Raw genomic sequence first — 25,795 nt, forward strand, 5'->3', positions numbered from 1 at the left:
TTCATGCAGGTCTTATGCCATTTTCGCGTCGTTGAGGATATTCGACGTTAAATATGTTAATAAAACGTTGCAATATTGTCCTGATTTTGAAGATAGCAGGTCTGACGGTTGAAACGCAGCGTTTCGTTGAGTTTTGACGAATTAAATGTTGAGGATATGATCGCGGTTACAAAATTGCCCTGAAACAGGGCAACGGATGTTTCTTTGCACGCTAATGGAACGGCTTACGCCCCTTGCCAGCGGGTGAAGAGGTCCTGAGGAAGGGAAATATCAAACTGGTCAAGGACACGATTAACCGTTTGATTAATCACATCATCTAACGTTTGCGGGCGATGATAAAACGCCGGGACAGGCGGCATAATCACCGCTCCAATTTCTGCCGCCTGCGTCATCAGCCGCAAATGCCCCAGATGCAATGGCGTTTCGCGCACGCACAGCACCAGCGGGCGACGTTCTTTCAATACCACGTCAGCCGCACGGGTGAGCAGCCCATCGGTATAGCTATGCACGATGCCAGAAAGGGTTTTAATTGAACAGGGCAGGATAACCATCCCGGCGGTCTGAAAAGAGCCAGACGAAATGCTGGCGGCGATATCGCGCGTATCGTGAGTCACATTCGCCAGAGCCTGCACGTCGCGCACAGAGAGATCCGTTTCCAGCGCCAGCGTCTGCCGGGCAGCGGCGCTCATCACCAGATGGGTTTCCACATCAGTAACGTCACGCAAAACCTGCAGCAGGCGCACGCCGTAAATCGCTCCACTTGCGCCAGAAATACCAATGATGAGTCGTTTCATGTTTAATCGCCCTTGCTTGCTTCAGGGCCGACTTTGCAGGAATTTACGGGGAGTTGCAAGCAAGGGTGCGGGTTGCTCCCTTGCTTGCGAGCAAACATTAACCTTCGTTGTGCATCTCAAGGTTTTCCGCTTCATTCTGACGCAATATCGCTTTGGCATCGTCATTACGCAGGGAGTCAAGGAAATCGAGATACTGCTGGTCAACGTCTTTGGTGACATAGACGCCGTTAAACACTGAACATTCAAACTGCTGAATATCCGGGTTCTCAGCGCGAACGGCTTCAATCAGATCGTTGAGATCCTGGAAGATAAGCCCGTCTGCGCCGATTATCTGGCGGATCTCGTCCACTTCGCGACCGTGGGCAATCAGCTCCGTCGCGGTAGGCATATCGATGCCATAAACGTTCGGGAAGCGGATTTCCGGTGCGGCAGAGGCCAGATACACTTTCTTCGCTCCGGCTTCACGCGCCATCTCGATAATCTGTTCTGAAGTGGTGCCACGTACAATAGAGTCATCCACCAGTAGCACGTTCTTATCACGGAACTCCGCACGGTTGGCGTTCAGTTTACGGCGCACGGATTTACGACGCAGCTGCTGGCCCGGCATGATAAAGGTACGCCCTACGTAGCGGTTTTTCACAAACCCCTGACGATACGGCTTGCCGAGAATACGGGCGATTTCCAGCGCGATATCGCATGAGGTTTCCGGAATCGGGATCACCACGTCGATGTCCAGATCTTCCCACTCGCGGGCAATTTTTTCGCCGAGCTTAGTTCCCATATTCACACGCGCGCTGTAGACGGAAATCTTGTCGATAAAGGAGTCAGGACGCGCAAAGTAAACGTATTCGAACAGGCACGGATTGCTGACCGGGTTATCGGCGCACTGGCGGGTAAACAGCTGGCCTTTTTCGGTGATGTATACCGCTTCGCCAGGCGCAACGTCGCGCAGGAATTCAAAGCCCAGCGTATCCAGCGCCACGCTCTCGGAGGCGACCATATACTCGGTGCGACCATCACCGATATCACGTTTCCCCAGCACCAGCGGACGAATGCCGTTAGGATCGCGGAAGGCGACCATGCCGTGACCGATAATCATCGCCACGCAGGCATAGGCCCCGCGGATCTGGCGGTTAGTTGCCGCAATAGCAGCAAAAATATTGTCTGCCTCCAGCGGGTAATGGCGGAAGTTATCCAGCTCGCTGGCGAAAATATTCAGCAGGATTTCAGAATCGGAAGTGGTGTTGATGTGACGGCGCTTTTCTTCAAACAGCTTTTTCCGCAGCTCATGCGCGTTAGTCAGATTGCCATTGTGGGCAAGCGTGATGCCATACGGTGAGTTGACGTAAAAAGGTTGAGCTTCGGAGGCGCTGGAGCTGCCAGCCGTTGGGTAACGCACATGACCGATGCCCATATTGCCCTGCAAACGCTGCATATGGCGCGCTTCAAAAATATCGCTCACCATTCCGTTTGCTTTACGCAAGCGGAAGCAGTTGTTGGCATCAATAGTGATGATGCCCGCAGCATCCTGACCACGATGCTGGAGCACCGTTAACGCGTCATAAATCGACTGGTTTACCGGCATAACACCGGCGATACCGACAATACCGCACATACGTCTTTTCCTCGTTCAGCAACGACCCAAAGTTTATACTTTGGGCAAGAAACTTGACGAGCTTTGCAGATAGTCAAAGAACCATCTGATGATGAAACTGAACTGCGGGATCAGTTGCGACTTACTCCAGTCTTCACTTTTCGACAGACCGGTAAACGTATCGAGAAAGAACAGTATGGCGGCGACGATCAGCGCTCCTCGCAGAGCACCGAAGCAAATCCCCAACACCCTGTCGGTACCCGACAGACCTGTTTTCTCTACCAGTTGGCCTATCACAAAGTTAACGATAGCGCCGACGATAAGTGTCGCGATAAACAGTATCGCGATAGCAATCCCATTTCGAACCAGTTCGTCTTCAAAGCCCGTAAACCAGACAGACAGGTAAGTGTAGTAATGGCTGGCGACAAAGAAAGCACAACCCCAAGTCACCAACGATAATGCTTCACGAACAAAGCCACGGATCAGGCTAACCAGACAGGAAAAACCAATCACCGCGATAATGGCGTAATCAATCCAGACCATAAGTGTCCCACGATTTTACGCCCTGTCGTCCTGTTCGGGGCGCATTCTAACAGAAAAAGAAAACGTTTGCGTAGGGATTTCCTTTCCACGCGTAAATAAAAATGGCGCTGAAAAAATCTTCAACGCCATACGGTTTTATGCCTCTTCGGGCACTGGCCGGAGACGGTGAAAACACCGTATCCGGCCTGCATGAAACAGCCCCTTAATTAGGGGTATATCCCATCACAACCCCACTCAGACCGGAGATCTTCTGTAGCTCGCCCAGCGAATTCTTCAGCTTATCTCTGGAGGCGTCAGGGCCGACGAGAATGCGGGTTATTTTACCCTGTACCGGCGTTGACGGGGAAGTATATACCCGGAAGCCCGCGCCACGAAGTTTACCCACGATCTCATTGACCTTATCCGCATTTTTCAGCGCGCCGAGCTGCACAACATACGCTTTGCCGGTCGGGGCTGGCGCTTCTTCAGCAACCGGTTTCGGCGCTGGAGCTGGCGCAGGCGTTGGCGCCGGTGTGGCGACAACGGGTTGCGGCTTCGGTTTAGGTTTCGGCGGTTCAACAGGTACGGGGACAGGATCTAACTCCGCGCTACTTGCCGTTGTCATACGCGACGGATCCAACGATGGCGCGGCGGCATCACCCGCGCGCACCTCTTCTGCCGCCCCTTCAGGCGGTTGCGTTGGCAGCGCCTGCGTTGCCGCAGGCATCATGTCCGGCTCGTCGCGATCGCCCGGTTTGGGCACCAGAGGGATCGCAGCAAACTCATCCTGATAATGTTTTTTTTGCCCGTCGAGCAGCCCGGGGAGCACAATCACCCCAAGCGCGACCAGCACAATTGTGCCAACTAATCGATTCTGAAACTTACTCGCCACCGCTTCTCCCCACGTCTATCACTTCCATGACATGTGCGACAGTGTGAAACGATCCACACACCAACACGGTATCTTCTGGCTTCGCCTCGGCCAGTGCCGCAGACCATGCCTGCGCCACGCTGTCATAGGCTTCACCTTTGCCCAGATGTTCTAACAGCTGTTCTGCCGTTGCGCCACGCGGCCCTTCCAGTGGCGCGCAGTACCAGGCATCGACCACGCTTTTTAACCAGGCCAACGTACCGGCAATATCTTTATCATGTAGCATACCGATAACTGCAAGTACACGCCCGCTTTTCACTAACTTTTTCAGACGTCCGGTCAGATATTCCGCCGCGTGCGGGTTATGGGCAACATCAAAAATCACCCGCGGCGACTCGCTCACAATCTGGAAGCGCCCCGGTAAAATCGCCTGTTTGATTCCGTCACGAATTGCCTGCTCGCTGACGTCAAGACCACTGGCACGCAGCGCAGCCAGTGCGGTCGCGGCGTTCGGTTGTGGAACCTGTGGCAATGGCAGATGCGCCAACGTGCCGTGAGTGTCCGTAAAGGACCAGTCGTTATCCGTTACCGTATAGCGCCAGTCCACACCACAGCGTTGCAAAATCGCCCCGCACTCCTGCGCCACATCCGCAATAGTGTATGGCATTTCAGGTTCACCAACGATGGCCGGTTTCTCTGCGCGGAAAATCCCCGCTTTCTCACGACCAATGCTCTCGCGATCCGGGCCCAGCCAGTCGGTATGATCAAGCGCAATACTGGTGACGACCGCAACATCGGCATCGACGATATTCGTCGCGTCAAGGCGACCGCCTAACCCCACTTCCAGAATGACTACGTCCAACTGAGCCTGTTTAAACAACCAGAGCGCCGATAGCGTACCGTATTCAAAATAGGTCAATGAAATATCGCCACGTGCTTCTTCAATCTCAGCAAACGAGGCAGTATGCGCGGATTCCGGCAGTTCCCCCCCCTGCACGCGCACGCGTTCCGTGTAACGCACCAGATGCGGCGAACTGTATACTCCGACTTTATAACCTGCTGCGGTCAGCACCGATTCCAGCGTACGGCAGGTCGTGCCTTTTCCGTTGGTGCCCGCCACCGTAAAGACAAATGGCGCGGGTTTCAACACGCCCAATTTACGCGCCACCTGACTGACGCGCTCAAGGCCCAGATCGATGGTTTTACTGTGCAGGTTTTCCAGATAAGAAAGCCACGACGCCAGAGGCGACGCGGCTTGAGGAATACGTTTATTGTCCATGATGCCTGTAGATTCTTTACGTTGAGAAAAGCAAAAGGCAGCGCCAACTGGCCCTGCCCTTTTGTACTCCTCGTCTTTCAAGCTGCAGGCTTGTTGGCTGCGGATTACTCGGCCCATCCCTGGGCCTCCCCCTTCGGGGCCGCCGCATGCGGCGTTCAAATCTGCTCCCGGCAGATTTGTCGTTCACCCGAATCACTTGCCTGTGCAAGCTCATCGGGATGAACTCTCTTGCCGCCTACCTGCAACTCGAAATCCATAGAGTATATTATCAGGACTCTGATTCCTGATCGGGTACCGGAGGTACCACTTCGCCTTCACGAGGCTCATCCGGATTCGGCGCCGGAAGATTCATCAGCTTCGCCAGAATGCTTGCCAGTTTCAGGCGCATTTCCGGACGGCGGACGATCATATCGATAGCGCCTTTTTCAATCAGGAACTCGCTGCGCTGGAATCCCGGCGGCAGTTTCTCACGTACGGTTTGCTCAATAACACGCGGACCCGCAAAGCCAATCAGCGCTTTCGGTTCGGCAATGTTGAGATCGCCCAGCATCGCGAAGCTTGCGGAAACACCGCCCATCGTTGGGTCGGTCAGTACAGAAATGTACGGTAAACCGCGTTCCTGCATTTTCGCCAGCGCAGCAGACGTTTTTGCCATCTGCATCAGAGACATCAGCGCTTCCTGCATACGCGCCCCGCCAGAAGCGGAGAAGCAGATCAGCGGGCAGTTGTCTTCCAGCGCCTGCTCAACGGCACGGACAAAACGCGCGCCAACGACAGACCCCATGGAGCCGCCCATAAACGCGAACTCGAATGCAGCCGCAACGACCGGCATGCCGTGAAGGGTGCCTTTCATCACCACCAGCGCATCTTTCTCGCCGGTTTCTTTCTGTGCTGAGGCCAGTCTGTCTTTGTACTTTTTGGAGTCACGAAACTTCAGCACGTCTTTCGGCTCAAGTTCGCTACCCAGTTCCACAAGAGTACCTTCATCTAACAGGCTATGCAGGCGATTGCGCGCCGACATGCGCATATGATGGTCACACTTCGGACAGACCTCAAGATTACGTTCCAGCTCAGCACGGTATAAAACCTGACCGCAGCTATCACACTTGGTCCACACCCCTTCAGGAATGCTTGCCTTGCGGGTGGGAGTAATGTTGCTTTTAATTCGTTCAATCCAGCTCATTGGTGACCTTTCTGCCTGAACCCTAGTCAGCTTTGTTATAAGGGGCGCATAATGCCATTTTTGCCCCTAACAGACCATGAATGTTGCACATTAAAACATAACAGCCCGAAACTTTGGATAAAAAAGTGGTCGAACCGCTGAGTTACTTTCTATTTTGCAGCCCGTGACGCAGCCCGTTTATGACGAATCACTTCTATCACGCCCGGCAATACGGAAAGGACGATAATCGCCACAATCAATAATTTCAGGTTTTCCTGAACTATTGGCAGATCGCCAAACAGATAGCCTGCATAGGTGAACAGCAATACCCACAGCAGCGCGCCTACAACGTTATACATCGCAAAGTGGCGGTAGGACATGTGTCCCATACCGGCAACAAATGGCGCAAATGTACGCACGATAGGCACGAAACGCGCCAGGATAATCGTTTTCCCGCCATGACGCTCGTAGAACGCATGTGTTTTATCCAGGTAGCTGCGACGAAAAATTTTGGAGTTCGGGTTACTAAAGAGTTTCTCACCGAACAACCGGCCAATCGTGTAGTTCACCGCATCGCCGACAATCGCAGCCACAATCATCAACGCCACCATCAGATGAACATTGAGATCGTTAGTTGGCAGCGCAGAAAGCGCGCCGGCAACAAACAGCAACGAGTCCCCCGGCAGGAACGGCGTCACTACCAGCCCGGTTTCACAGAACAGGATCAGAAACAGAATCGCGTATACCCAGATACCGTATTCCGCGACCAGCTCCGCCAGGTGCACATCAATGTGCAGAATAAAATCGATAAGAAAGTAAATCAGATCCATAGTTTTGCCTTTATACGACTCAAATTAGTCCGCCAGAAATAGCGGGCCCATTGGCGGTTTTGGCAGGTCGAACCGGTCAGGGTAATCTACCGCGACCAAATACAGTCCTTCCGCTTTCGCCGTTGCCGCTGCCAGCGTTCTGTCCTTCGCCGCTAACAGTTCTGCTATCCAGCTCTCCGGCTGGTTGTTGGCGCCTACTTCCATCAGGCTACCGACAATATTCCTGACCATATGATGTACAAAGGCATTCGCTTTAATATCCACCACCACATATGCGCCAAAACGTTCAACGTTTATGTGCATCACGTTACGCCACGGCGTGCGCGACTGGCATTGCACCGCACGAAACGAGGTAAAATCATTTTCGCCAATCAGACACTGGGCCGCACGATGCATACGCTCAGCATCCAGCGGCTCATAGTAATGGGTTACCCCTTTGCCCAAAACCGCAGGGCGCAACCGATGATTGTAGATGATGTAGCGATAACGGCGAGCCGTGGCGCTGAATCGGGCATGAAAATCATCAGGTACAGCTTTCACCCAGCGCACGGCGATGTCACCAGGTAAATTCGCATTTACGCCCAACGTCCAGGCGGCATCTTTACGCACAGCGTGCGTTTCAAAATGTACGACCTGGCCTGTGCCATGAACGCCCGCATCCGTGCGCCCCGCACAAAAGACATTGATACGCTCATTCGCGACCTGAGAAAGCGCTTTTTCCAGCTTTTCCTGAACGCTACGCACTTCGTTCTGGCGCTGCCAGCCATAATATTTGCTGCCGTCATACTCAATGCCCAGCGCAATTTTATGGGATAGCGGCTGTTGCAGGTCCGACATTAGTACAGATACTCCTGCACCAGTTTTTCCGCAATTTTCACCGCCATCAACGCGCCGCCAAAGCGTACGTTGTCTGCCACGGACCAGAACTGAACCTGCTCCGGCATACCGTAATCGTTATGTACACAGCCGATGGAAAGATGTGGGGTACCAGACGCATCGCCAACCTGAGTCGGGAAATCGGTCTCTTCCGACAACACCACGTCTTCAGCGCGAGAAAACGCATCGCGCGCTTCTTCCGCCGCCAACGGACGCAGGGCTTCAAAATTCACCATCTGCGCGTGACCGTAGAATACCGGTGACTGTACGATGCTAGCGGAGATAAGCAGACCGTCATCCTGCATAATTTTGCGCACTTCATCGACGATACGACGCTCTTCGCGCACGCTACCTTCGCGATCTGGCAGCAGCGGCAGCATATTGAATGCCAACTGGCGACCAAAGAAATCGTCTTCGTCAATCGGGATACCATTAAGCAGTTTCGCACTTTGCCCTGCCAACGCATCCACCGCTTTTTTACCGTGCGCGGAGGCCGACAGAATATTGGTCACCGTAATACGTGAAAGACCACCGTCATCAATCAGCGGTTTCAACGCAGACAGCAGTTGACTGGTCAGGCTATTAGGGACTGCAATCACATTGCGGTTGCGGTAATCTGCCAGCACGAACGGGTTAACGTCCGGAACCACCAGCGGAACGTCAGGCTCAAGTGCGAACAGACCACTGCTGTCGATAACCAGGCAACCGGCATTGGTTGCTTCTTCCACCCATGCAGCGGTGGCCTCAGCGCCAGCGACAAAAAATGCCAGTTGTGCCTGCGTCCAGTCAAAGTCTGCAACATCCTGAACAATGACCGATTTACCGTTAAAACGCAGGTGCTCACCAGCGCTTTCGTTACGCGCCAGCGCATAAATTTCACCGACCGGGAACTGGCGTTCAGCCAGCGTATCGAGCAGGGCTTCGCCTACGGCGCCCGTTGCGCCCAGAATGGCAATGTTCCAGCCTTCAGACATGGTGATTTACTCCAGAAATACATAAGCGTCCCTGTCGCATTATTCGACAGGGAGCATTAAGAAGACATTAATGTGCCGGGTGATGAACCGCGTTAAAACCCAGCTTACTCAGCAAGGCGGCAGCCGTTGCGTCGTCACACATCACGTATAAAGACGACCATTCACGGCGCTCAAGATAATTTTTACGCAGTTTATCAAACTCACCCGGAATTCCAGCGACTTTACGCAGCGGCGCATCATCGCGGCGCACATCATACACTAAATGCGCCAGCCTTTTCAGCGTTGGCTGATCTAACGGGCCATGCAACGTGATACGCCCAAATTCCGGCGCAGGTAACAGGGTGTTCAGCGCAACGTGCTGTTCGCGACCAATAAACTTACTATAGGCCTCAAAGACCTGCGTGGTCCCACGCGCTTTTCCTTCCAGGGTATACCCGGCAATGTGCGCCGTGCCGATATCGGCTTTCTCCAGCAACGCCACATTGAGATCCGGCTCGCCTTCCCAGACATCCAACACCACGCTCAGCGCCTGCCCGGCGTTAAGCCGATTCAGTAATGCCGTATTGTCGATAACCGGCCCCCGGCAGGCGTTGATCAGAATGGTGCCCGGCTTCAGCCGACTCATCAGCGCGTCATCCGCAAGGTGCAGCGTTTTGTACGGACCGTCTTTAAATAACGGCGTATGGAAAGTCAGCACATCGGCCTGCTGTACCAGTTCGTCCAGCGAGCGGAAATCGCCCTCGTCACCGCGATCGGCCCGCGGCGGATCGCACAGCAAGGTACGGATCCCCAGCGCTTCCAGTCGCGCCTGCAAACGTCCGCCCACGTTACCAACACCGACGATGCCCACGGTACGATCGCGTAACGCAAAACCGTCGCGCTCCGCCAGCATCAGCAACGCTGAAAAAACATATTCTACGACCGCAATCGCATTACATCCGGGCGCTGCGGAAAAACCGATTCCCGACTGCGCAAGCCAGGCTTCATCCACATGGTCCGTGCCTGCGGTTGCCGTACCGACAAATTTAACCGGTTTTCCGCTGAGCAGTGATTCATTGACTTTCGTCACCGAGCGCACCATTAAGGCATCCGCATCATCCAGTTCGGCAACGGGAATCGGACGACCAGGAACCGCTTTGACCTCCCCCAAACGACTGAACAGTTCGCGGGCATAGGGCATATTTTCATCAACGAGGATTTTCACGTCTTTCGCACCTGTTTGAGAACGAGAGTTAACCGGGCAAGTGTGCCATAATCTCGCCGCCAGGCATACTGCGAGACCTGGTCAGCACAGATTTAAGGAACAGAGACGATGCAGCCCATTTCAGGTACGCCCGCTCGCCCTCCCGGCGAAGGCCAAAATGCCCCCTCCGTTGCAGGTGAGCAACCGTTATCCACGATACAACGTACCGTGCTGGAACGACTGATTACCCGTTTGATTTCGCTCACTCAGCAGCAAAGCGCTGAGGTGTGGGCCGGAATGAAACACGATCTGGGCGTCAAAAGTGATACACCGTTGCAGTCACGTCACTTTCCCGCCGCCGAACAAAATTTGAACCAGCGGCTGGAAGTCGCACAACAGAACCATGCTAATCGTCAGGTGCTGTCGCAGCTCACGGAGCTATTGAGTCAGGGAAATAACCGTCAGGCGGTGAGTGATTTTATCCGCCAGCAGTACGGGCAGACGGCGCTTAGCCAACTCACGCCTGAGCAATTGAAGAACGTGCTGACCCTGTTGCAACAGGGTCAGCTTTCGATACCGCAGCCACAGCAGCGTCCGGCTACCGATCGTCCGTTACTCCCCGCAGAGCACAATACGCTGAACCAGTTGGTGACCAAACTGGCGGCGGCCACGGGCGAATCCGGTAAGATGATCTGGCAGTCTATGCTGGAGCTGTCTGGGGTAAAAAGCGGAGAGTTAATCCCCGCCAAACAATTTTCGCATCTGGTCACCTGGCTGCAGGCGCGCCAGACGCTCAGTCTGCAAACTGCCCCGACCTTACAAACACTGCAGGCGGCGCTGAAGCTGCCGTTAGAGCCGAATGAGCTGACGGCAATCAAAGAGTACGCGCAGCAGACGTATCAGATCCAGCCACAATCGATTCTGACCACGGTTCAGGTGCTGGACTTGCTGAATCAAATCTTCCTGCGCCGCGTGGAACGTGACCGGGAGCAGGAATTAAACGATCCGCGCCATCCTCAGCCCATTTACAGCCCATTCGCGCCGATGATTGAAACGGTTAAATCATTGTCGACACGACCGGGACTGATATTTATTGCCTTGATGATTGCGTTAGCCATTTTCTGGCTGGTCGCTTAGCCTTTTCGCAGAGTCAGCAACGTCACAACAATTCCCACCACGGCGGATATCGCCCCGGCAAGGAATACCGAGGGATAGCCGTACGCGGTGGCCAGAACACCGGCGACAGGGCCGCTTACGCCGTAGGAGATATCCTGAAATGCGGCGTAACCGCCCAGCGCCGTACCGCGAACCTGCGCGGGCACTCGCTTCACAACCTCAACGCCCAATGCCGGGAAGATAAGCGAACATCCGGCCCCGGTTAATGCCGCCCCGAGCAGAGCAACCCAGGCAGAGGGAGCCTTCCACAGCAGGATCAGACCCGCAGTTTCAACCAGCAATGAAACAACGGCGACCTGCACGCCGCCGAACCGGTCCGGCATCCAGCCAAACAGAATGCGCATCAGCACAAATGCCCCGCCAAACGCGGTCAGGGTGAATCCCGCCATCGTCCAGCCATTGCTGACAAAATAAAGCGAAATAAACGTACCGATGACGGCAAAACCCACGCCCTGCAATGCCAGACCCAGGCCCGGTTTCCAGATAAGCCCGACCACGCTCCACAGTGAAGGTCGCTCCCCGGCATGCGCAGGCACTTTACGAACGGTGCCGTTGAATGCCCAGGCCAGCAGCGGTAATACCATCGTGGTTCCCGCCAGCGCCGCGAAGCCGAAGTGGCTATGGATCAGCAAGCCCAACGGCGCACCGGCAGCCAGCGCACCGTAAATCGCCATCCCGTTCCACGACATCACCTTACCGGAACGCGTTGGGCCAACCAGCCCCAGCCCCCAGGTCAGCGTTCCGGTGAGCAGTTGGCTTTCGCCAAAGCCGAGGATCAGACGTCCGACAATCAACAACGCAAATTTCACCGGGACAGAGACAGGTAATAGCGCGGCTAAAAGCCACGCCGCGCCCGCCAGCGCACAGGCAAACATCCCCTGTAGCGCCGAACGTTTAGCGCCATATTGATCGGCTAAGCGTCCGGCATAACCTCGCGTTAAGACCGTTGCCAGAAACTGTACGCCTACGGCGATACCGACCATGGTATTGCCATAGCCCAGCTCGTGGTGCACAAACAGAGGAATGACGGGTAAAGGCAGACCGACCGTCATGTAGGTCAGGAAAACCGCAAAAGCGATACGAAACAGCGAAAAGTTCGCCGACGGTGTTTTTTTTTGTTGGGTTACTGCTGTCATGCGTTACTCCAAAATGCAGAGTAAGGCGAGGAATGCCCACGCCCCCTCTACCTGACTTTCAGGATTAAGGTGCGTTGGATAACGTTAAACGCTTACGCATTATCAAGAGGATAATGTTGAAGCTGGAGTCTGCCTGTAAACCAGATAGATTGTCAACGATATAAAAAAGGGAGCCTGGCGACTCCCTTTACTGTGCAGCATGAGCCGGATAACGGATCCGGCGCAATATTGATGCTTACAGCTTACGCATGACCAGCGTCGCGTTAGTGCCGCCAAAGCCGAAGCTGTTGGACATCACGGTGGTCAGCGCCTGCTCGGTCGGTTTGGTCACGATGTTCAGACCTTCCGCCTGCTCGTCCAGCTCTTCAATGTTGATGCTCGGCGCGATAAAGCCGTGTTCCAGCATCAGCAGAGAGTAGATAGCTTCCTGTACGCCAGCCGCGCCCAGAGAGTGACCGGTCATGGCTTTGGTTGCCGAGATTGCCGGGCTCTTATCGCCAAACACTTCACGGATTGCGCCCAGCTCTTTCACGTCGCCTACCGGAGTAGAAGTACCGTGGGAGTTCAGGTAGTCGATAGGCGTGTCTACGCCGTGCATCGCCATCTGCATGCAACGTACTGCGCCTTCACCTGACGGTGCAACCATGTCTGCGCCATCAGAGGTTGCGCCGTAACCGACGATTTCCGCGTAGATGTGCGCGCCACGGGCCAGAGCGTGTTCCAGCTCTTCGACCACAACCATACCGCCGCCGCCCGCGATAACAAAACCGTCACGGTTTGCGTCATAGGTACGGGAAGCTTTCGACGGGTCATCGTTATATTTGGTAGACAGCGCGCCCATGGCGTCGAATTCACACGCCATTTCCCAGCACAGTTCTTCGCCGCCGCCAGCAAACACGATGTCTTGTTTGCCCAGTTGAATTTGTTCCACTGCGTTGCCGATACAGTGCGCAGAAGTCGCACAGGCAGAGCTGATGGAGTAGTTTACGCCGTGAATTTTAAACGGCGTTGCGAGGCAGGCAGAAACGCCGGACGCCATCGCTTTGGTGACCACATACGGGCCAACCGCTTTCAGACCACGCGGGCTACGCATTGCGTCAGCGCCGAACACCTGAAAACGCGGGGAGCCGCCGCCGGAACCTGCAATCAGGCCAACGCGCGGGTTATTCTGGTAATCTTCTGCAGCAAGACCGGCATCCGCCACAGCCTGCTCCATGGAAAGGAATGCATAGATGGATGCGTCGCTCATGAAGCGCACTACTTTGCGGTCAATGAGGCCAGTGGTATCCAGTTTTACGTTGCCCCATACGTGGCTACGCATGCCGGAGTCCTTCAGCTCCTGAGAGAAAGTGATCCCTGAACGTCCTTCACGCAGAGATGCCAGGACTTCCTGCTGGTTATTACCGATGCTGGAAACGATGCCCAAGCCAGTAATCACTGCACGTTTCATTCAATACCTCTGTAAGTCGCACTATTTTAAAGTTTCGAGTGGCACAATAGCGTACACTTGTACGCCGAACAAGTCCGATCAGCCATTTAATGTGGAAATTTGCGCAGCCAGGCACTCATCGCTAAGATCGGGGCACAGCCTGCCAGACGAGTAACTTACGTGAAACAATACGCTATACAACCTGCCAACCTTGAATTCAACGCTGAGGGTACACCTGTTTCCCGAGATTTTGATGATGTCTATTTTTCCAATGATAACGGGCTGGAAGAGACACGTTACGTCTTCCTCGGCGGGAATCATCTCGCACAGCGATTTCCTGCGCATTCACGTCCCCTTTTCGTGGTGGCTGAAAGCGGGTTTGGCACCGGGCTTAACTTCCTGACGCTCTGGCAGGCATTTGCCGATTTTCGCGATACCCACCCTGACGCTACCCTGGAAAGATTACATTTCATCAGTTTCGAAAAATATCCGCTGACGCGTGAAGATCTGACCCTGGCCCATCAGCACTGGCCTGAGCTTGCTCCGTGGGCCACGGCACTGCAAGAGCAGTGGCCGCTGCCGCTGGCGGGATGCCATCGTCTGCTTCTTGATAATGGGCGCGTCACGCTGGATCTGTGGTTTGGCGATATTAATGAACTGACCAGTAAACTGGATGACTCTTTGAATCAAAAAGTGGACGCCTGGTTCCTGGACGGTTTCGCACCGGCGAAAAATCCGGACATGTGGACGCCAACGCTGTTTAACGCGATGGCCCGACTGGCTCGCCCCGGCGGCACGCTGGCCACCTTCACATCGGCAGGCTTTGTACGACGGGGGTTGCAGGAAGCCGGATTTACAATGCAAAAATGCAAAGGCTTTGGTCGCAAACGCGAAATGCTTTGTGGCGTCATGGAACAGACTCTGGCACTCCCTTCATCGGCTCCGTGGTTCACGCGCACGGGCACAGATAAGCGCGAAGCCGCTATCATTGGCGGTGGCATCGCCAGCGCATTGCTGTCGCTGGCGCTACTGCGCCGCGGCTGGCAGGTCACGCTCTATTGCGCGGACGCAAAACCTGCCGCAGGCGCATCAGGTAATCGTCAGGGCGCGCTCTATCCGTTACTCAGCAAGCATGATGCGGCCATTAATCTCTTTTTCCCCACCGCGTTTACCTTCGCCCGCCAACTGTATGACGCCCTTCCGGTTGAGTTCGCACATGACTGGTGCGGCGTGACGCAGCTCGCCTGGGATGAAAAAAGCCAGCAGAAAATCACTCAAATGCTGTCTCTTGAACTGCCCGATGCACTCGCCGTCGGCGTAGACGCACAGCAGGTGTTGCAAACGACAGGCGTGGAAACCGGATGCGGCGGGATTCAGTATCCGGCAGGTGGATGGTTGTGCCCGGCGCAGTTAACCGCCGCCGTACTGGACTATGCCACAACGCTGGGATTACGTACCCGCTACCAACACACGTTGGTCTCACTGACGCGCCAGACAGCAAGCTGGCAATTGCAGTTTGCCTGTGGAGAAACCGCCACTCACGAAGCGGTGGTTCTGGCTAACGGCCATCGCATTAACCGCTTTGAGCAGACGCAGTCGTTACCGGTCTATTCCGTTGGCGGTCAGGTGAGTCATATCCCCACCACGCCTACGCTGTCAGCGCTGCGCCAGGTGTTGTGCTACGACGGTTACCTCACGCCGCATGACCCGCAAAACCAGCAACACTGCATTGGCGCCAGCTATCATCGCGGGTGTGAGGAGACTGAGTATCGCGAGGACGACCAGCAGCAAAATCGTCAGCGTTTAATCGACTGCTTCCCGCACGCCGCATGGGCAAAAGAGGTGGACGTCAGTGCGCATGCCGCCCGCTGCGGGGTCCGCTGCGCTACGCGCGATCACATCCCGATGGTAGGCAATGTCGCGGATTTTGACGCCACGCTCAGCCAGTACGCCACGCTTGCCGAAGACAAAGCGCACGCGGTAAGCGCCCCGGTGTATGCCGATCTATTTATGCTGGGCGCGCTGGGGTCACGCGGGTTGTGCTCAGCCCCGCTGTGTGCAGAAATTCTGGCAGCGCAAATGAGCGATGAACCCATTCCTATGGATGCCAGTACGCTGGCGGCACTGAACCCGAATCGGTTGTGGGTCAGGAAGTTATTGAAGGGTAAAGCGGTGAAATAAAATACTCTCTCATCATTGCCTGATGCGCTGCGCTTATCAGGCCTACAAACTGAACCCGAATCGTCAGTCCATGTAGGCCGGATAAGACGCCTTAGCGTCGCCATCCGGCACAATCCACTGCAATTATTATTGCGTTGCCTTTTGAAATAAAGCGTCCCACATCTCTTTCACTAACGCCTGGTCACGCGGCGAAAGTTCGCCTGCGCTAATCGCTTTTTCCAGGCTGCTGGTCACATTGGTGTACAATGCCTCAGCGGAATGGTCCTCGCCAGCGTCCAGCTCTGCTACGGCCAGCGTCAGGTGCCCACGCAAATAGCCACTGGCAAACAACTCATCATCGCTGGCGTGCTCTACCATATCGTCGATTAATGCCAGAATGCGTGATTCAAACTCCGCGATCATCTTCTTTCCTCATTGTAAACGTGGCGGCGGCTTCAGTTGAGCGCTTCGGGCCACGGGAATTGTTCCGCCTTAAGTTCAGGCGTGTGATAATAATTCTGTAACGCGTTAATAAAGCGCGCTGGCCGCTCCGGGATCCCCTTTTCCAGATATTCCATCACCTGGGCATGAACACGACGCTGGAATACCACGCGATCCGGTTCAAAGTCGCCGTTCAGATTGTCGCAACTGACGTTAAACGGATAGCCCGCCGCCATGCAGAACAGCCAGTCAAACGCCTGCGGCTTCACTTCCACATCTTCAAACTGGCATTGCGTGTTCGCGTCGCGTCCGTCCGGGCAGTACCAGTAACCAAAGTCAACCAGTTCACGACGCGCTTTACCCGCAATACACCAGTGCGAAATTTCATGTAACGCGCTGGCGTAATAACCATGCGCAAAAACGATACGGTGATACGGTACTTCCGCATCAGCAGGAAGATAGATCGGTTCGTCATCGCCTTTAATCAGACGGGTATTAAATTCATCGGCAAAGCAGCCGTTAAAAATCTCAATTAACTGTTCGTAGTGATGGGTGTTATTCATTAGTTCATCCCCAGCCAGTGGAGAATCTCCTGTCCATGATTATCGTAAAGTAGCTTGGCGCTCATCACGGCGGAGACAATGACGATCATTGGCCGAATGAGTTTTTGTCCTTTGCTGAGCACCAGTCGCGATCCCATCCGTGCGCCAATGAACTGGCCAATGAGCATCACAAACCCGGTCGCCCAAATCACTTTGCCGCCGAGGGCAAACAGCAACAGTCCACCGATATTCGAGGTGGCATTTAATACTTTGGCGTGGGCCGTCGATTTTGCCAGGTTATAGCCGCACAGCATGACAAAAGCCAGCGCGTAGAACGATCCCGCCGCCGGGCCAAAAAAGCCATCGTAAAACCCAACGCAGCCCCCGGCCACCAGCGCGAAAGGCAAACCGTGCAGCCGACGCTGCCGGTCTTCTTCGCCCACTCTGGGCATCAACAGAAAGTAGAGGCCAATACAGATAACCAGCACCGGCAGGATCTGGCGTAATATGTCGGACTGCACATGCTGGACCAACAACGCGCCGCTCATGGAACCGACAAAAGTCATGAAGATGTTGAGCTTCTGATCCGCCAGATTCACCACGCCCCGGCGAATAAAATAGATCGAGGAAGAGATGGATCCCCCGCAGGCCTGTAGCTTATTGGTGGCCAACGCTTGCGCGGGCGGCATTCCGGCCGCCATTAATGCCGGGATGGTGAGTAAACCGCCGCCTCCGGCCAGAGAGTCAATAAAACCTGCCAGCATTGCCACAAAAAAAAGCACACCTAACAGCAGTGGCGACACCATAAACAGAGAGACAAAATGATCCATTAGAGTACATGCTCATCCAGTAGCGCCTGGCAGGAAGGCGGCAACGGCGGCGGTGTCTTCTTCTCAGGCTTGGTGGTTCCAGGTTTAGGAGGTTCGAACCAGCTTTGCAGCTCCGCGCCACAGCCATCGCCTGGAGGAGGCAACGGTTGATCTTCGCACTCAAGGCTGTCAGCAGGACAACGTAATCGTACGTGCATATGCGCACGATGCTGGAACCACGGTCGCACTTTACGCAACCAGTCCCTGTCAGTCCCTGCATCCAGACACAGCTGCTGCTTAATCGCCGGATTCACAAAAATGCGCGTGACTTCATTATCTTTTGCCGCCAGCCTAATCAGGCTGAAAATCTCCGGCTTCCACAGCGACGGCACGACATGTTTGCCATCCCGTGAGACCAGATCTAACGCTTGAGGACGCAGCAGTTGTGACTGGGTCCAGCGCGTTTTCGGCAACTGCAGGAAAATATCGACATCCAGTCCCGTCTGGTGGCTGGCGTGACCGCCATTGAACCGCCCACCGGCCGGCATACCCATATCGCCGATTAACACCGTGCCCAGCCCCAGATTATTCGCCTGATTACTCAGACGCTGGATAAACATCACCAGATCCGGATGACCAAAATAACGTCGCTGATCGGTGCGCATCACCTGATAGTGTTCAGACTGTACAGGCAGCGTCTCGGCGCCAACAATACAGCCATTGGCGAATGCGCCGATAGACTGCGGGCTGCCCGCCACCGGATGGGTAATTTTCTGCCAGGGCGTCGCCGCCAGGCAGGCGGTGCTGGCAAAAAGAGCCAGCGCCGCAAGTGCCGTTTTTTTCATGTCTTACCAGCGTGGAATGTCAGTCTTCACGTCCGCGTTTTGCGCCCGCTGACGCAGCAGGTGATCCATTAATACGATCGCCAGCATAGCCTCTGCGATCGGCACGGCGCGGATCCCAACGCACGGATCGTGGCGTCCTTTGGTGATCATGTCGACTTCTTCGCCAAAGCGGTTAATCGTGCGTCCAGGAACGGTAATACTGGACGTCGGTTTCAGCGCCATATGTGCAACAATTTGCTGCCCGCTGCTAATCCCGCCCAGAATGCCGCCCGCATGGTTACTCTGGAAACCGTCTTTGGTGATTTCATCACGGTTTTGGCTGCCGCGCAGCGCGACAACGTCAAACCCGTCGCCAATCTCTACGCCCTTAACGGCGTTAATGCTCATCAGCGCATGGGCAATGTCGGCATCCAGGCGGTCAAATACAGGTTCACCGAGACCCGCAGGTACGCCGCTTGCCACCACGCTGACCTTTGCTCCGATGGAGTCGCCCTCTTTTTTCAGGCCGCGCATCAGTTCATCGAGCGCCTCGATTTTATCCGGGTCCGGGCAAAAGAACGGGTTAAGCTCTACCTGAGACCAGTCTTTAATCTCCAGCGGGATATCGCCCATCTGCGTCAGACAGCCGCGAATTTCAACGCCGAATTTTTCCGCCAGATATTTTTTGGCAATCGCCCCGGCCGCCACGCGCATTGCTGTTTCACGTGCGGATGAGCGTCCACCGCCACGATAGTCGCGCAGACCGTATTTTTGCTCATAGGTATAGTCGGCGTGACCAGGACGAAAAACATCCTTAATCGCGCTGTAATCCTGTGAACGCTGATCGGTATTTTCGATCAACAGACCAATGCTGGTACCGGTGGTCACGCCTTCGAACACACCAGATAGGATTTTCACCTGATCCGGTTCACGGCGCTGCGTAGTGTAACGCGACGTACCTGGGCGACGTCTGTCGAGATCGTGCTGCAGGTCAGCTTCTGTCAGAGAAATGCCCGGCGGAACACCATCGACAATACAACCGAGCGCCAGCCCGTGTGATTCGCCGAATGTGGTTACGCGAAAGAGTTGCCCAATTGTGTTTCCTGCCATCACGGCTCCGTTATGAGTGTTGTGTTTGTGCGCGTGTATTTAGTCTTTATAAATGCTGAAGTGCTCGCGAGCAGCAACTAACTGTTCTTTGGTCAGCATGAATACACCGTCACCGCCGTTGTCAAACTCCAGCCAGGTAAACGGTACATCCGGGTATTGCTCTATCAGATGTACCATGCTGTTTCCGACTTCACAAATCAGAATACCGTTATCTGCCAGGTAATCTGGAGCGTTCCCCAGAATGCGGCGAGTCAGTTTCAGCCCATCGCTACCGGACGCCAGACCCAGCTCAGGTTCATGACGATATTCGTTTGGCAGATCGGACATATCTTCCGCATCGACATACGGCGGGTTGGTCACAATCAGGTCATACTGCACTTTCAGCAGATCGCGGAACAGATCGGAGCGGATCGGCGTCACGTGATGGATCAGACCATGTTCTTCAATATTGTGCTCAGTCACCGCCAGCGCGTCAGTGGAAATATCCACCGCATCCACTTCGGCTTCCGGGAAAGCATACGCGCAGGCAATAGCGATGCAGCCGCTGCCGGTACACATATCGAGGATATGCTGCGGCTGCTCATTGATGAGGCCCGCAAAACGATTATTGATCAGTTCGCCAATCGGTGAGCGTGGAACCAGCACGCGTTCATCAACATAAAACTCATGCCCGCAGAACCAGGCTTTATTGGTCAGATAAGCAACCGGGATACGCTCGTTGACGCGGCGAATCACGCGTTCAACAATACGATGGCGCTCGCTGGAGGTCAGACGCGCGGTGCGCATATCTTCAGGTATATCCAGCGGCAAATAGAGCGACGGCAGCACCAGTTGTACGGCCTCGTCCCATGGGTTATCCGTGCCATGGCCATACCAGATATTCGCCGCGCTAAAACGGCTGACCGCCCAACGCAACATGTCCTGAATGGTATGCAGTTCACTCACTGCTTCATCGACGAAAATTTTATCCACGTATTCCTCCAGGGCATGCTCGTATTAATTTCGGCGGCTAGTTTGCCACGAAGACGGCGATAAATCAGCATCCACACCGGGCCTGAACGCGAAAATTGCGTTTTAAGCGATCGGATGCCCATCGAGTCGGGTTAAACTAACGGAAAATAAAAGATGAGACTCTCGAATGAAAAAGAAAACATCGCTCAGCGAGGAGGATCAGACGCTGTTTCGCCAGCTGATGACCGGCACGCGTAAAATTAAGCAAGACACTATTGTTCACCGACCGCTACGTAAAAAAATCACCGAGGTCCCGGTTAAAAGGCTGTTGCAGGAACAGGCTGATGCCAGCCACTATTTTTCTGACGAATTTCAGCCGTTGCTGAATACAGACGGCCCGGTAAGATATCTACGTGCCGACGTCAGCCATTTCGAACTCAAGAAAATGCGCCGTGGCGACTACTCCCCGGAGCTGTTTCTTGATTTGCATGGACTGACCCAGCAACAGGCCAAACAGGAATTAGGCGCGCTGATCGCCGCCTGTCGTCGTGAGCATGTGTTTTGCGCCTGCGTTATGCATGGCCACGGAAAGCATATTCTTAAACAGCAAACGCCTCTCTGGCTGGCACAGCATCCGCACGTGATGGCCTTTCATCAGGCACCAAAAGAGTATGGTGGCGACGCCGCACTGCTGGTGCTGATTGAAGTGGAAGAGTGGCTGCCGCCAGAACTTCCCTGATGCAGAAAAACAGAAAGAGCCGCGTTTGCGGCTCTTTTATTTTCCGGATGGCGGTTGTGCCTTATCCGGCCTACTTATATCGCTTTCGCCATTTTGAGATTACACGGGCTCATCTGCCAGTTGAAAACCCCTTTTCCGCTTTCATCAAGCGTAACGCTGGCAATCGCTGACGTGGTAAACATCGGCGGAGTTTCGCCTGGGCAAAGCTCAGACACCAGATACCCCACTAAAGGTAAGTGAGAAATCACCAGCGCCGTGGTGATACCTTCATTGGCCAGAGCCTGTAAATAGGCGCTGACCAGACCAACATCGCCGCAGGGAGTCAGCTCCGGCAAAACATCCACGCCGCTTGGCAGGTTCATGCATTCCCCCACCACATCCAGCGTTTGTTCGGCTCGCAGGAACGGGCTCACCAGAACACGTTCGATATCCACTTTTTGACCTTTCAGCCAGTTCGCCATCAGGCGAGATTCGTCACAACCACAAGAGGTTAAAGGACGAACCGAATCACTGGCGGCATCGAGGGCCGCGTCGCCGTGACGCATGATAAAAACTTGCATATTGCACCGCTTTTGTTAACCAGAATCACCAACACCAGTTAATCACGGCCCCTATTGACCGTGGTAACGATATGGTGGCCGGCATTGTGCCTTATCCATTCACCGAATGAAACGCTGTTTTTTACCTCAACGGCGTAAGTATAGTCAATCTCTGTTTACATTTTGAGCATGAGCCATACATTCAGTGCGGATTCATCCTACCTTTGACCTCATGAATTCAGGTCAGTTTCCCTACTATTCCAGAATCTTTCACCGCGTTCCGCCATCAGCAATAACTGCTCACACGGCGTAAACCGCGAGCCATATTGTGTTGATAGCCGTTGCAGAACCGCAACTACTTCACCCGCGCCGAGGGAATCCATATACCGGAACGGGCCGCCGAGGAATGGCGGAAAACCAATACCAAATACAGCGCCGATATCGCCATCACGGGCGCTGCGGACGACCTTCTCGTCGAAACAGCGAGCTGCTTCATTGAGCATTAACATGACACACCGCTCAGCAATTTGCGTGGCGGTGAGTCGAGCCTGGCCCTGAGCGCCAATAAGCGTATAAATTGCAGGGTCGACCTGTTTTTTGCTTTTACGCCCTTTCGCCCCATAAAGATAGAAACCACGACCATTTTTTCTACCTTTGCGATCGTCATTCAAAATTGAAGCAACAACATTTGCAGGCGCGCTAAAACGTTCTCCATACGCCGCTTCAAGCACAGGTATAATTTTAGTGCCCGTATCAATTCCGACCTCATCCAAAAGTTGGATTGGCCCAACCGGAAAACCAAACTTAACCAGCGCGGCGTCAATGGCTTCAACCCGCTCGCCTTCGGTTAACAGGCGTATAGCTTCATTGATGTAAGGCGCTAAAATGCGGTTAACGTAAAATCCGGCCTTATCTCTGACGACTATCGGTGTTTTACCCTGTTTTTTCGCCAACTTGACGGTTGTTGCAATAGTTTGCTCAGAGGTCGTTGCATGCGGAATGACCTCAACCAGCGGCATTTTTTCCACCGGGCTAAAAAAGTGCAAACCAATCACTTGTTCAGGTCTGGCAGCCTTAGCCGCAATATCACTAATTGGTAAAGATGAGGTGTTGGAAGCAAAAATAGTGTGAGGTGCGCAATTTTGTTCAACTTCTGCCACCATCTGTTGTTTTAACGCCAGATCTTCGAACACGGCTTCAATAACCAGATCGCGATGCGCAAAACCGCGATAATCGGTAGATCCAGAAATTAACGCCAGCTGTTTATCGCGCTCGCTGGCTTTGATATGACGGCGACGAACTTTCGTTTCAAGCTGATCCCAACTGTACTTCAGCGCGTGGTTGATTCCCTTAGCAGTAATATCCTTGATACGTACTGGCAAGCCACCTTTACAGGCCGTCACATAGGCGATACCTCCGCCCATCAGACCGCCACCCAGAATGCCGACACTGTTTAGCGGACCGGGCTTTGCATCACTACCTGGATCCTTTTTCACGTCAGTATTGGCAAAAAAGATGTGCCGCAGCGCCTGAGACTGGGGTGTCATCGCCAATTCCCCAAATGCGCGGGCTTCTGCGTCATAACCGCTACTGCTTCCCTGGGCAAGGCCGGTTTCAATGACCTCAAGGATACGTTCCGTCGCGGGATAATTTCCCTGCGTTTTTTGCGCCGTCTTTTTACTGGCCATACGGAATAGCAGCGCTCGCCCCAGCGGCCCCGCTAATACCCGCTCACGTACGGGCAGACTCCGATGTGAGGAACTGTCTTTTTTAGCCAGTTCAACGGCAGCTTCCAGCAATATGGACTGTGGCACGACTTCATCCACCAGCCCCACTTTAAGCGCCTGTTTTGCGCGCAATTGTTTCCCTGTGAGGATCATATCCAGCGCAGTACTGACGCCAATAAGGCGTGGCAAGCGTTGCGTGCCGCCGGAGCCGGGCAACAGGCCAAGCTGGACTTCCGGCAAACCCAGTACGGTTTTAGCATCATCGGTACAAATACGGTTATGGCAGGCCAGCGCCATCTCCAGGCCACCGCCCAGACATGCGCCATGAATCGCGGCGATAACCGGGATCGGCAACGCATGGATTTCCGCCATAATCTGCTGCCCCTGGCGGGCCAGCGTTTCGGCTTCCTGCGCGCTGCGGCAGCTACCAATCATGTTGATATCTGCTCCGGCGATAAAATTATCGGGTTTCGCTGAAATGAACACCACACCGCGCAGCGCTTTGTTGTCGCGAATTTGTTTCAGGATGGCCCGAACCTGAGAAGCAAACTCCGCTTTCAGGGTATTCATTTTCTCTCCGGGCACATCAATAGTGACAATAGCAATGTTATCCAGACGCACGTTTAGCGTAAAAGCCGATGTCATTTCCATTATTCCGCCTCCAGAACCATTGCCGCACCCAAACCACCTGCCGCACAGGCGGTGACTAAACCAAAGCCGCCGCCGCGCCGGCGTAATTCATTGAGGGTTTGCGTGATCATTCGCGCACCGGTAGCAGCGAAAGGATGTCCATAGGCAATAGACCCACCCAGCACGTTAAATTTACTGTCATCAACCTCGCCAGTAGCATGTGCCCTACCCAACACTTCGCGGGCAAAACGTTCGCTGCCCAGCAACTGAAGATTCGCCAGCGTTTGTGCGGCAAAGGCTTCATGCATATCGATCAAGGTTAAATCCGCCATCGTCAGTCCAGCTCGCTCCAGCGCAAGCGGTGTTGACCACGCCGGCCCCAGCAGCATGTCCTGCCAGACATCAATTGCGGTGAAAGCATAGCTGCGTAAATACCCCAGCGGCACCAGTCCCAGTTCTTTCGCACGCGACTCCGTCATCAATATCACGGCGGCTGCGCCGTCCGTCAGCGGGGTACTGTTCGCCGCAGTGACGGTGCCGTGCTTTCGGTCAAACGCCGGACGCAGTTTGGCGTAATCGGCCAGCGTAGAGTTGCCGCGAATGTTGTTATCTTCGGAAAGAGGATCTTTAAACGGTGGCGCGTAGGTGGTCATCACCTCATCGGCGAGCTTTCCTTCAGCCCATGCCTGAGCGGCACGTTGGTGAGAACGATGCGCCAGGGCATCCTGCTGCTCGCGCGTAATGCCATAGGTTTTCGCCATTTGCTCGGCCGTATCCCCCATGCGCAAGCCGGTAGAATACTCAGCGACGGCGGGGGGTACAGGCATCAGGTCACGTAAACGCAGCCGGGAAAACAGTTTCAGGCGTTGCCCTGTTGTGCGGGCTTTATTGACATCCACCAGCACGCGCGCCAGCTTTTTGCTGACGCCAATCGGCAGGACAGACGACGAGTCCGCCCCGCCGGCAATTCCGGCGCGAATTGTCCCCGCCATCAGGCTTTCCGCGACATTCGCTACTGCCTGGAAGCTGGTAGCGCAGGCTCGGCTTACGCTGTAGGCATCCGTGTGCACATTCATACCGGTTCCCAGTACGATTTCACGAGCAATATTGGGGGCTTCAGGCATTTGTACCACCTGGCCAAAGACCAGTTGCTCGATCACATCAGCGGGTATTTCGCTACGCGCCAGCAGTTCACCAACAACCATTTTCCCCAAATCTACGGCGGGAATGCCATGAAATGCGGTTGCCTGACGGGCAAATGGCGTACGCAATCCGCTTACAATGGCGATGCGATCGCCCTGGCGGGTAACCAGCGGTAAAGCCTGACTCATAACTCTCCCCTGTAAAAAATAAAAATAAGTGGTCTGACCTGATCACAGTCTTAACCAATTTTTTACATTTAGCCAAGCGGAGAGAAAAGAAAGTGGGAGCTAAGACACAGTGAATAATCACTGACTGTTACGAAAATACCCTTGCTACCAGGCAGCAAGGGTATAA

General features: G+C 54.4%; 24 protein-coding genes. 3 read left to right on the forward strand and 21 right to left on the reverse strand.

What is annotated here, in order from left to right:
- Positions 1-224: 224 nt before the first annotated feature.
- The 10 genes from FDW97_RS08215 to pdxB form a co-directional block, all read right to left on the reverse strand.
- Positions 225-794: a UbiX family flavin prenyltransferase gene (locus tag FDW97_RS08215; protein WP_038642336.1), complete on the reverse strand. Its 570-nt coding sequence runs from the start codon at positions 792-794 to the stop codon at positions 225-227.
- Positions 795-891: 97 nt separating this feature from the next.
- On the reverse strand, positions 892-2,409 hold the full coding sequence (gene purF, locus FDW97_RS08220) for an amidophosphoribosyltransferase (RefSeq protein ID WP_005129677.1): 1,518 nt from the start codon (positions 2,407-2,409) through the stop codon (positions 892-894).
- Positions 2,410-2,442: 33 nt separating this feature from the next.
- Complete coding sequence (cvpA, locus tag FDW97_RS08225) at positions 2,443-2,931, reverse strand: colicin V production protein (protein ID WP_005129678.1); 489 nt, start codon at positions 2,929-2,931, stop codon at positions 2,443-2,445.
- A gap of 202 nt (positions 2,932-3,133) precedes the next feature.
- Positions 3,134-3,802: a cell division protein DedD gene (gene dedD, locus FDW97_RS08230; RefSeq protein ID WP_038642341.1), complete on the reverse strand. Its 669-nt coding sequence runs from the start codon at positions 3,800-3,802 to the stop codon at positions 3,134-3,136.
- Positions 3,792-5,060 (reverse strand): bifunctional tetrahydrofolate synthase/dihydrofolate synthase, encoded by a 1,269-nt coding sequence (gene folC, locus FDW97_RS08235; RefSeq protein WP_087857356.1) that lies wholly within the window; start codon positions 5,058-5,060, stop codon positions 3,792-3,794. The genes dedD and folC overlap by 11 nt, the downstream gene beginning before the upstream one ends.
- Before the next feature lie 268 nt (positions 5,061-5,328).
- On the reverse strand, positions 5,329-6,243 hold the full coding sequence (gene accD, locus FDW97_RS08240; protein ID WP_038642345.1) for an acetyl-CoA carboxylase, carboxyltransferase subunit beta: 915 nt from the start codon (positions 6,241-6,243) through the stop codon (positions 5,329-5,331).
- Between the two features lie 149 nt (positions 6,244-6,392).
- Entirely contained in the window at positions 6,393-7,052 is a 660-nt protein-coding gene (locus FDW97_RS08245; RefSeq protein WP_003028140.1) for a DedA family protein, read from the reverse strand.
- 24 nt (positions 7,053-7,076) lie between these two features.
- Positions 7,077-7,889: a tRNA pseudouridine(38-40) synthase TruA gene (gene truA, locus FDW97_RS08250; protein WP_137350881.1), complete on the reverse strand. Its 813-nt coding sequence runs from the start codon at positions 7,887-7,889 to the stop codon at positions 7,077-7,079.
- Positions 7,889-8,902: an aspartate-semialdehyde dehydrogenase gene (locus FDW97_RS08255; RefSeq protein ID WP_087857354.1), complete on the reverse strand. Its 1,014-nt coding sequence runs from the start codon at positions 8,900-8,902 to the stop codon at positions 7,889-7,891. The genes truA and FDW97_RS08255 overlap by 1 nt, the downstream gene beginning before the upstream one ends.
- A 67-nt stretch (positions 8,903-8,969) precedes the next feature.
- Positions 8,970-10,106, reverse strand: a complete 1,137-nt coding sequence (pdxB, locus tag FDW97_RS08260; RefSeq protein WP_137350882.1) for a 4-phosphoerythronate dehydrogenase PdxB — start codon at positions 10,104-10,106, stop codon at positions 8,970-8,972.
- A gap of 108 nt (positions 10,107-10,214) precedes the next feature.
- Here pdxB and flk point away from each other — a divergent pair, with 108 nt between their 5' ends.
- Entirely contained in the window at positions 10,215-11,222 is a 1,008-nt protein-coding gene (flk, locus tag FDW97_RS08265) for a flagella biosynthesis regulator Flk (protein WP_069323375.1), read from the forward strand.
- On the opposite strand, the gene FDW97_RS08270 is transcribed toward flk, so the two are convergent.
- Together FDW97_RS08270 and fabB are read right to left on the reverse strand one after the other, a co-directional pair.
- Positions 11,219-12,397 (reverse strand): MFS transporter, encoded by a 1,179-nt coding sequence (locus FDW97_RS08270; RefSeq protein ID WP_137350883.1) that lies wholly within the window; start codon positions 12,395-12,397, stop codon positions 11,219-11,221. The genes flk and FDW97_RS08270 overlap by 4 nt on opposite strands.
- A 235-nt stretch (positions 12,398-12,632) precedes the next feature.
- Complete coding sequence (gene fabB / locus FDW97_RS08275; protein WP_085047802.1) at positions 12,633-13,847, reverse strand: beta-ketoacyl-ACP synthase I; 1,215 nt, start codon at positions 13,845-13,847, stop codon at positions 12,633-12,635.
- 159 nt (positions 13,848-14,006) lie between these two features.
- Here fabB and mnmC point away from each other — a divergent pair, with 159 nt between their 5' ends.
- Entirely contained in the window at positions 14,007-16,007 is a 2,001-nt protein-coding gene (gene mnmC / locus FDW97_RS08280; protein WP_170973665.1) for a bifunctional tRNA (5-methylaminomethyl-2-thiouridine)(34)-methyltransferase MnmD/FAD-dependent 5-carboxymethylaminomethyl-2-thiouridine(34) oxidoreductase MnmC, read from the forward strand.
- A gap of 126 nt (positions 16,008-16,133) precedes the next feature.
- Here the strand turns inward: mnmC and FDW97_RS08285 are convergent, their stop codons facing one another.
- The 6 genes from FDW97_RS08285 to prmB are packed head-to-tail and all read right to left on the reverse strand — an operon-like array spanning position 16,134 to position 20,684.
- On the reverse strand, positions 16,134-16,409 hold the full coding sequence (locus tag FDW97_RS08285) for a YfcL family protein (protein WP_038642363.1): 276 nt from the start codon (positions 16,407-16,409) through the stop codon (positions 16,134-16,136).
- A 32-nt stretch (positions 16,410-16,441) separates the two neighbouring features.
- Positions 16,442-16,990, reverse strand: a complete 549-nt coding sequence (locus FDW97_RS08290) for an elongation factor P hydroxylase (protein ID WP_038642365.1) — start codon at positions 16,988-16,990, stop codon at positions 16,442-16,444.
- Positions 16,990-17,799: a sulfite exporter TauE/SafE family protein gene (locus FDW97_RS08295; protein WP_038642367.1), complete on the reverse strand. Its 810-nt coding sequence runs from the start codon at positions 17,797-17,799 to the stop codon at positions 16,990-16,992. Before FDW97_RS08295 ends, FDW97_RS08290 begins: the two co-directional genes overlap by 1 nt.
- On the reverse strand, positions 17,799-18,623 hold the full coding sequence (gene mepA / locus FDW97_RS08300; RefSeq protein ID WP_038642368.1) for a penicillin-insensitive murein endopeptidase: 825 nt from the start codon (positions 18,621-18,623) through the stop codon (positions 17,799-17,801). Before mepA ends, FDW97_RS08295 begins: the two co-directional genes overlap by 1 nt.
- A gap of 3 nt (positions 18,624-18,626) precedes the next feature.
- Positions 18,627-19,712, reverse strand: a complete 1,086-nt coding sequence (gene aroC / locus FDW97_RS08305) for a chorismate synthase (protein WP_038642369.1) — start codon at positions 19,710-19,712, stop codon at positions 18,627-18,629.
- A 39-nt stretch (positions 19,713-19,751) separates the two neighbouring features.
- On the reverse strand, positions 19,752-20,684 hold the full coding sequence (gene prmB, locus FDW97_RS08310; protein WP_038642381.1) for a 50S ribosomal protein L3 N(5)-glutamine methyltransferase: 933 nt from the start codon (positions 20,682-20,684) through the stop codon (positions 19,752-19,754).
- A 166-nt stretch (positions 20,685-20,850) separates the two neighbouring features.
- On the opposite strand from prmB, the gene smrB reads away from it, so the two are divergent.
- Complete coding sequence (smrB, locus tag FDW97_RS08315; protein WP_006683613.1) at positions 20,851-21,402, forward strand: endonuclease SmrB; 552 nt, start codon at positions 20,851-20,853, stop codon at positions 21,400-21,402.
- 74 nt (positions 21,403-21,476) lie between these two features.
- Here the strand turns inward: smrB and sixA are convergent, their stop codons facing one another.
- The 3 genes from sixA to fadI form a co-directional block, all read right to left on the reverse strand.
- Positions 21,477-21,962, reverse strand: a complete 486-nt coding sequence (gene sixA / locus FDW97_RS08320; RefSeq protein ID WP_038642383.1) for a phosphohistidine phosphatase SixA — start codon at positions 21,960-21,962, stop codon at positions 21,477-21,479.
- Between the two features lie 209 nt (positions 21,963-22,171).
- The gene (gene fadJ / locus FDW97_RS08325) at positions 22,172-24,319 is read right to left on the reverse strand and encodes a fatty acid oxidation complex subunit alpha FadJ (protein WP_137350885.1); all 2,148 of its coding nucleotides are present in this window, start codon (positions 24,317-24,319) and stop codon (positions 22,172-22,174) included.
- On the reverse strand, positions 24,319-25,629 hold the full coding sequence (gene fadI, locus FDW97_RS08330) for an acetyl-CoA C-acyltransferase FadI (protein WP_038642387.1): 1,311 nt from the start codon (positions 25,627-25,629) through the stop codon (positions 24,319-24,321). Before fadI ends, fadJ begins: the two co-directional genes overlap by 1 nt.
- Positions 25,630-25,795: the final 166 nt, after the last annotated feature.

Origin of the sequence: Citrobacter sp. wls708 (assembly GCF_005281255.1) — a bacterium.
Classification (GTDB): Bacteria; Pseudomonadota; Gammaproteobacteria; order Enterobacterales; family Enterobacteriaceae; genus Citrobacter; species Citrobacter werkmanii.

Coding starts and splice junctions, on each gene's coding strand:
- FDW97_RS08215 (WP_038642336.1), bottom strand. CDS start 794: ATGAAACGACTCATCATTGGTATTTCTGGCGCAAGTGGAGCGATTTAC.
- purF (WP_005129677.1), bottom strand. CDS start 2,409: ATGTGCGGTATTGTCGGTATCGCCGGTGTTATGCCGGTAAACCAGTCG.
- cvpA (WP_005129678.1), bottom strand. CDS start 2,931: ATGGTCTGGATTGATTACGCCATTATCGCGGTGATTGGTTTTTCCTGT.
- folC (WP_087857356.1), bottom strand. CDS start 5,060: ATGGACAATAAACGTATTCCTCAAGCCGCGTCGCCTCTGGCGTCGTGG.
- accD (WP_038642345.1), bottom strand. CDS start 6,243: ATGAGCTGGATTGAACGAATTAAAAGCAACATTACTCCCACCCGCAAG.
- FDW97_RS08245 (WP_003028140.1), bottom strand. CDS start 7,052: ATGGATCTGATTTACTTTCTTATCGATTTTATTCTGCACATTGATGTG.
- truA (WP_137350881.1), bottom strand. CDS start 7,889: ATGTCGGACCTGCAACAGCCGCTATCCCATAAAATTGCGCTGGGCATT.
- FDW97_RS08255 (WP_087857354.1), bottom strand. CDS start 8,902: ATGTCTGAAGGCTGGAACATTGCCATTCTGGGCGCAACGGGCGCCGTA.
- flk (WP_069323375.1), top strand. CDS start 10,215: ATGCAGCCCATTTCAGGTACGCCCGCTCGCCCTCCCGGCGAAGGCCAA.
- FDW97_RS08270 (WP_137350883.1), bottom strand. CDS start 12,397: ATGACAGCAGTAACCCAACAAAAAAAAACACCGTCGGCGAACTTTTCG.
- fabB (WP_085047802.1), bottom strand. CDS start 13,847: ATGAAACGTGCAGTGATTACTGGCTTGGGCATCGTTTCCAGCATCGGT.
- FDW97_RS08285 (WP_038642363.1), bottom strand. CDS start 16,409: ATGATCGCGGAGTTTGAATCACGCATTCTGGCATTAATCGACGATATG.
- FDW97_RS08290 (WP_038642365.1), bottom strand. CDS start 16,990: ATGAATAACACCCATCACTACGAACAGTTAATTGAGATTTTTAACGGC.
- FDW97_RS08295 (WP_038642367.1), bottom strand. CDS start 17,799: ATGGATCATTTTGTCTCTCTGTTTATGGTGTCGCCACTGCTGTTAGGT.
- mepA (WP_038642368.1), bottom strand. CDS start 18,623: ATGAAAAAAACGGCACTTGCGGCGCTGGCTCTTTTTGCCAGCACCGCC.
- aroC (WP_038642369.1), bottom strand. CDS start 19,712: ATGGCAGGAAACACAATTGGGCAACTCTTTCGCGTAACCACATTCGGC.
- smrB (WP_006683613.1), top strand. CDS start 20,851: ATGAAAAAGAAAACATCGCTCAGCGAGGAGGATCAGACGCTGTTTCGC.
- sixA (WP_038642383.1), bottom strand. CDS start 21,962: ATGCAAGTTTTTATCATGCGTCACGGCGACGCGGCCCTCGATGCCGCC.
- fadJ (WP_137350885.1), bottom strand. CDS start 24,319: ATGGAAATGACATCGGCTTTTACGCTAAACGTGCGTCTGGATAACATT.
- fadI (WP_038642387.1), bottom strand. CDS start 25,629: ATGAGTCAGGCTTTACCGCTGGTTACCCGCCAGGGCGATCGCATCGCC.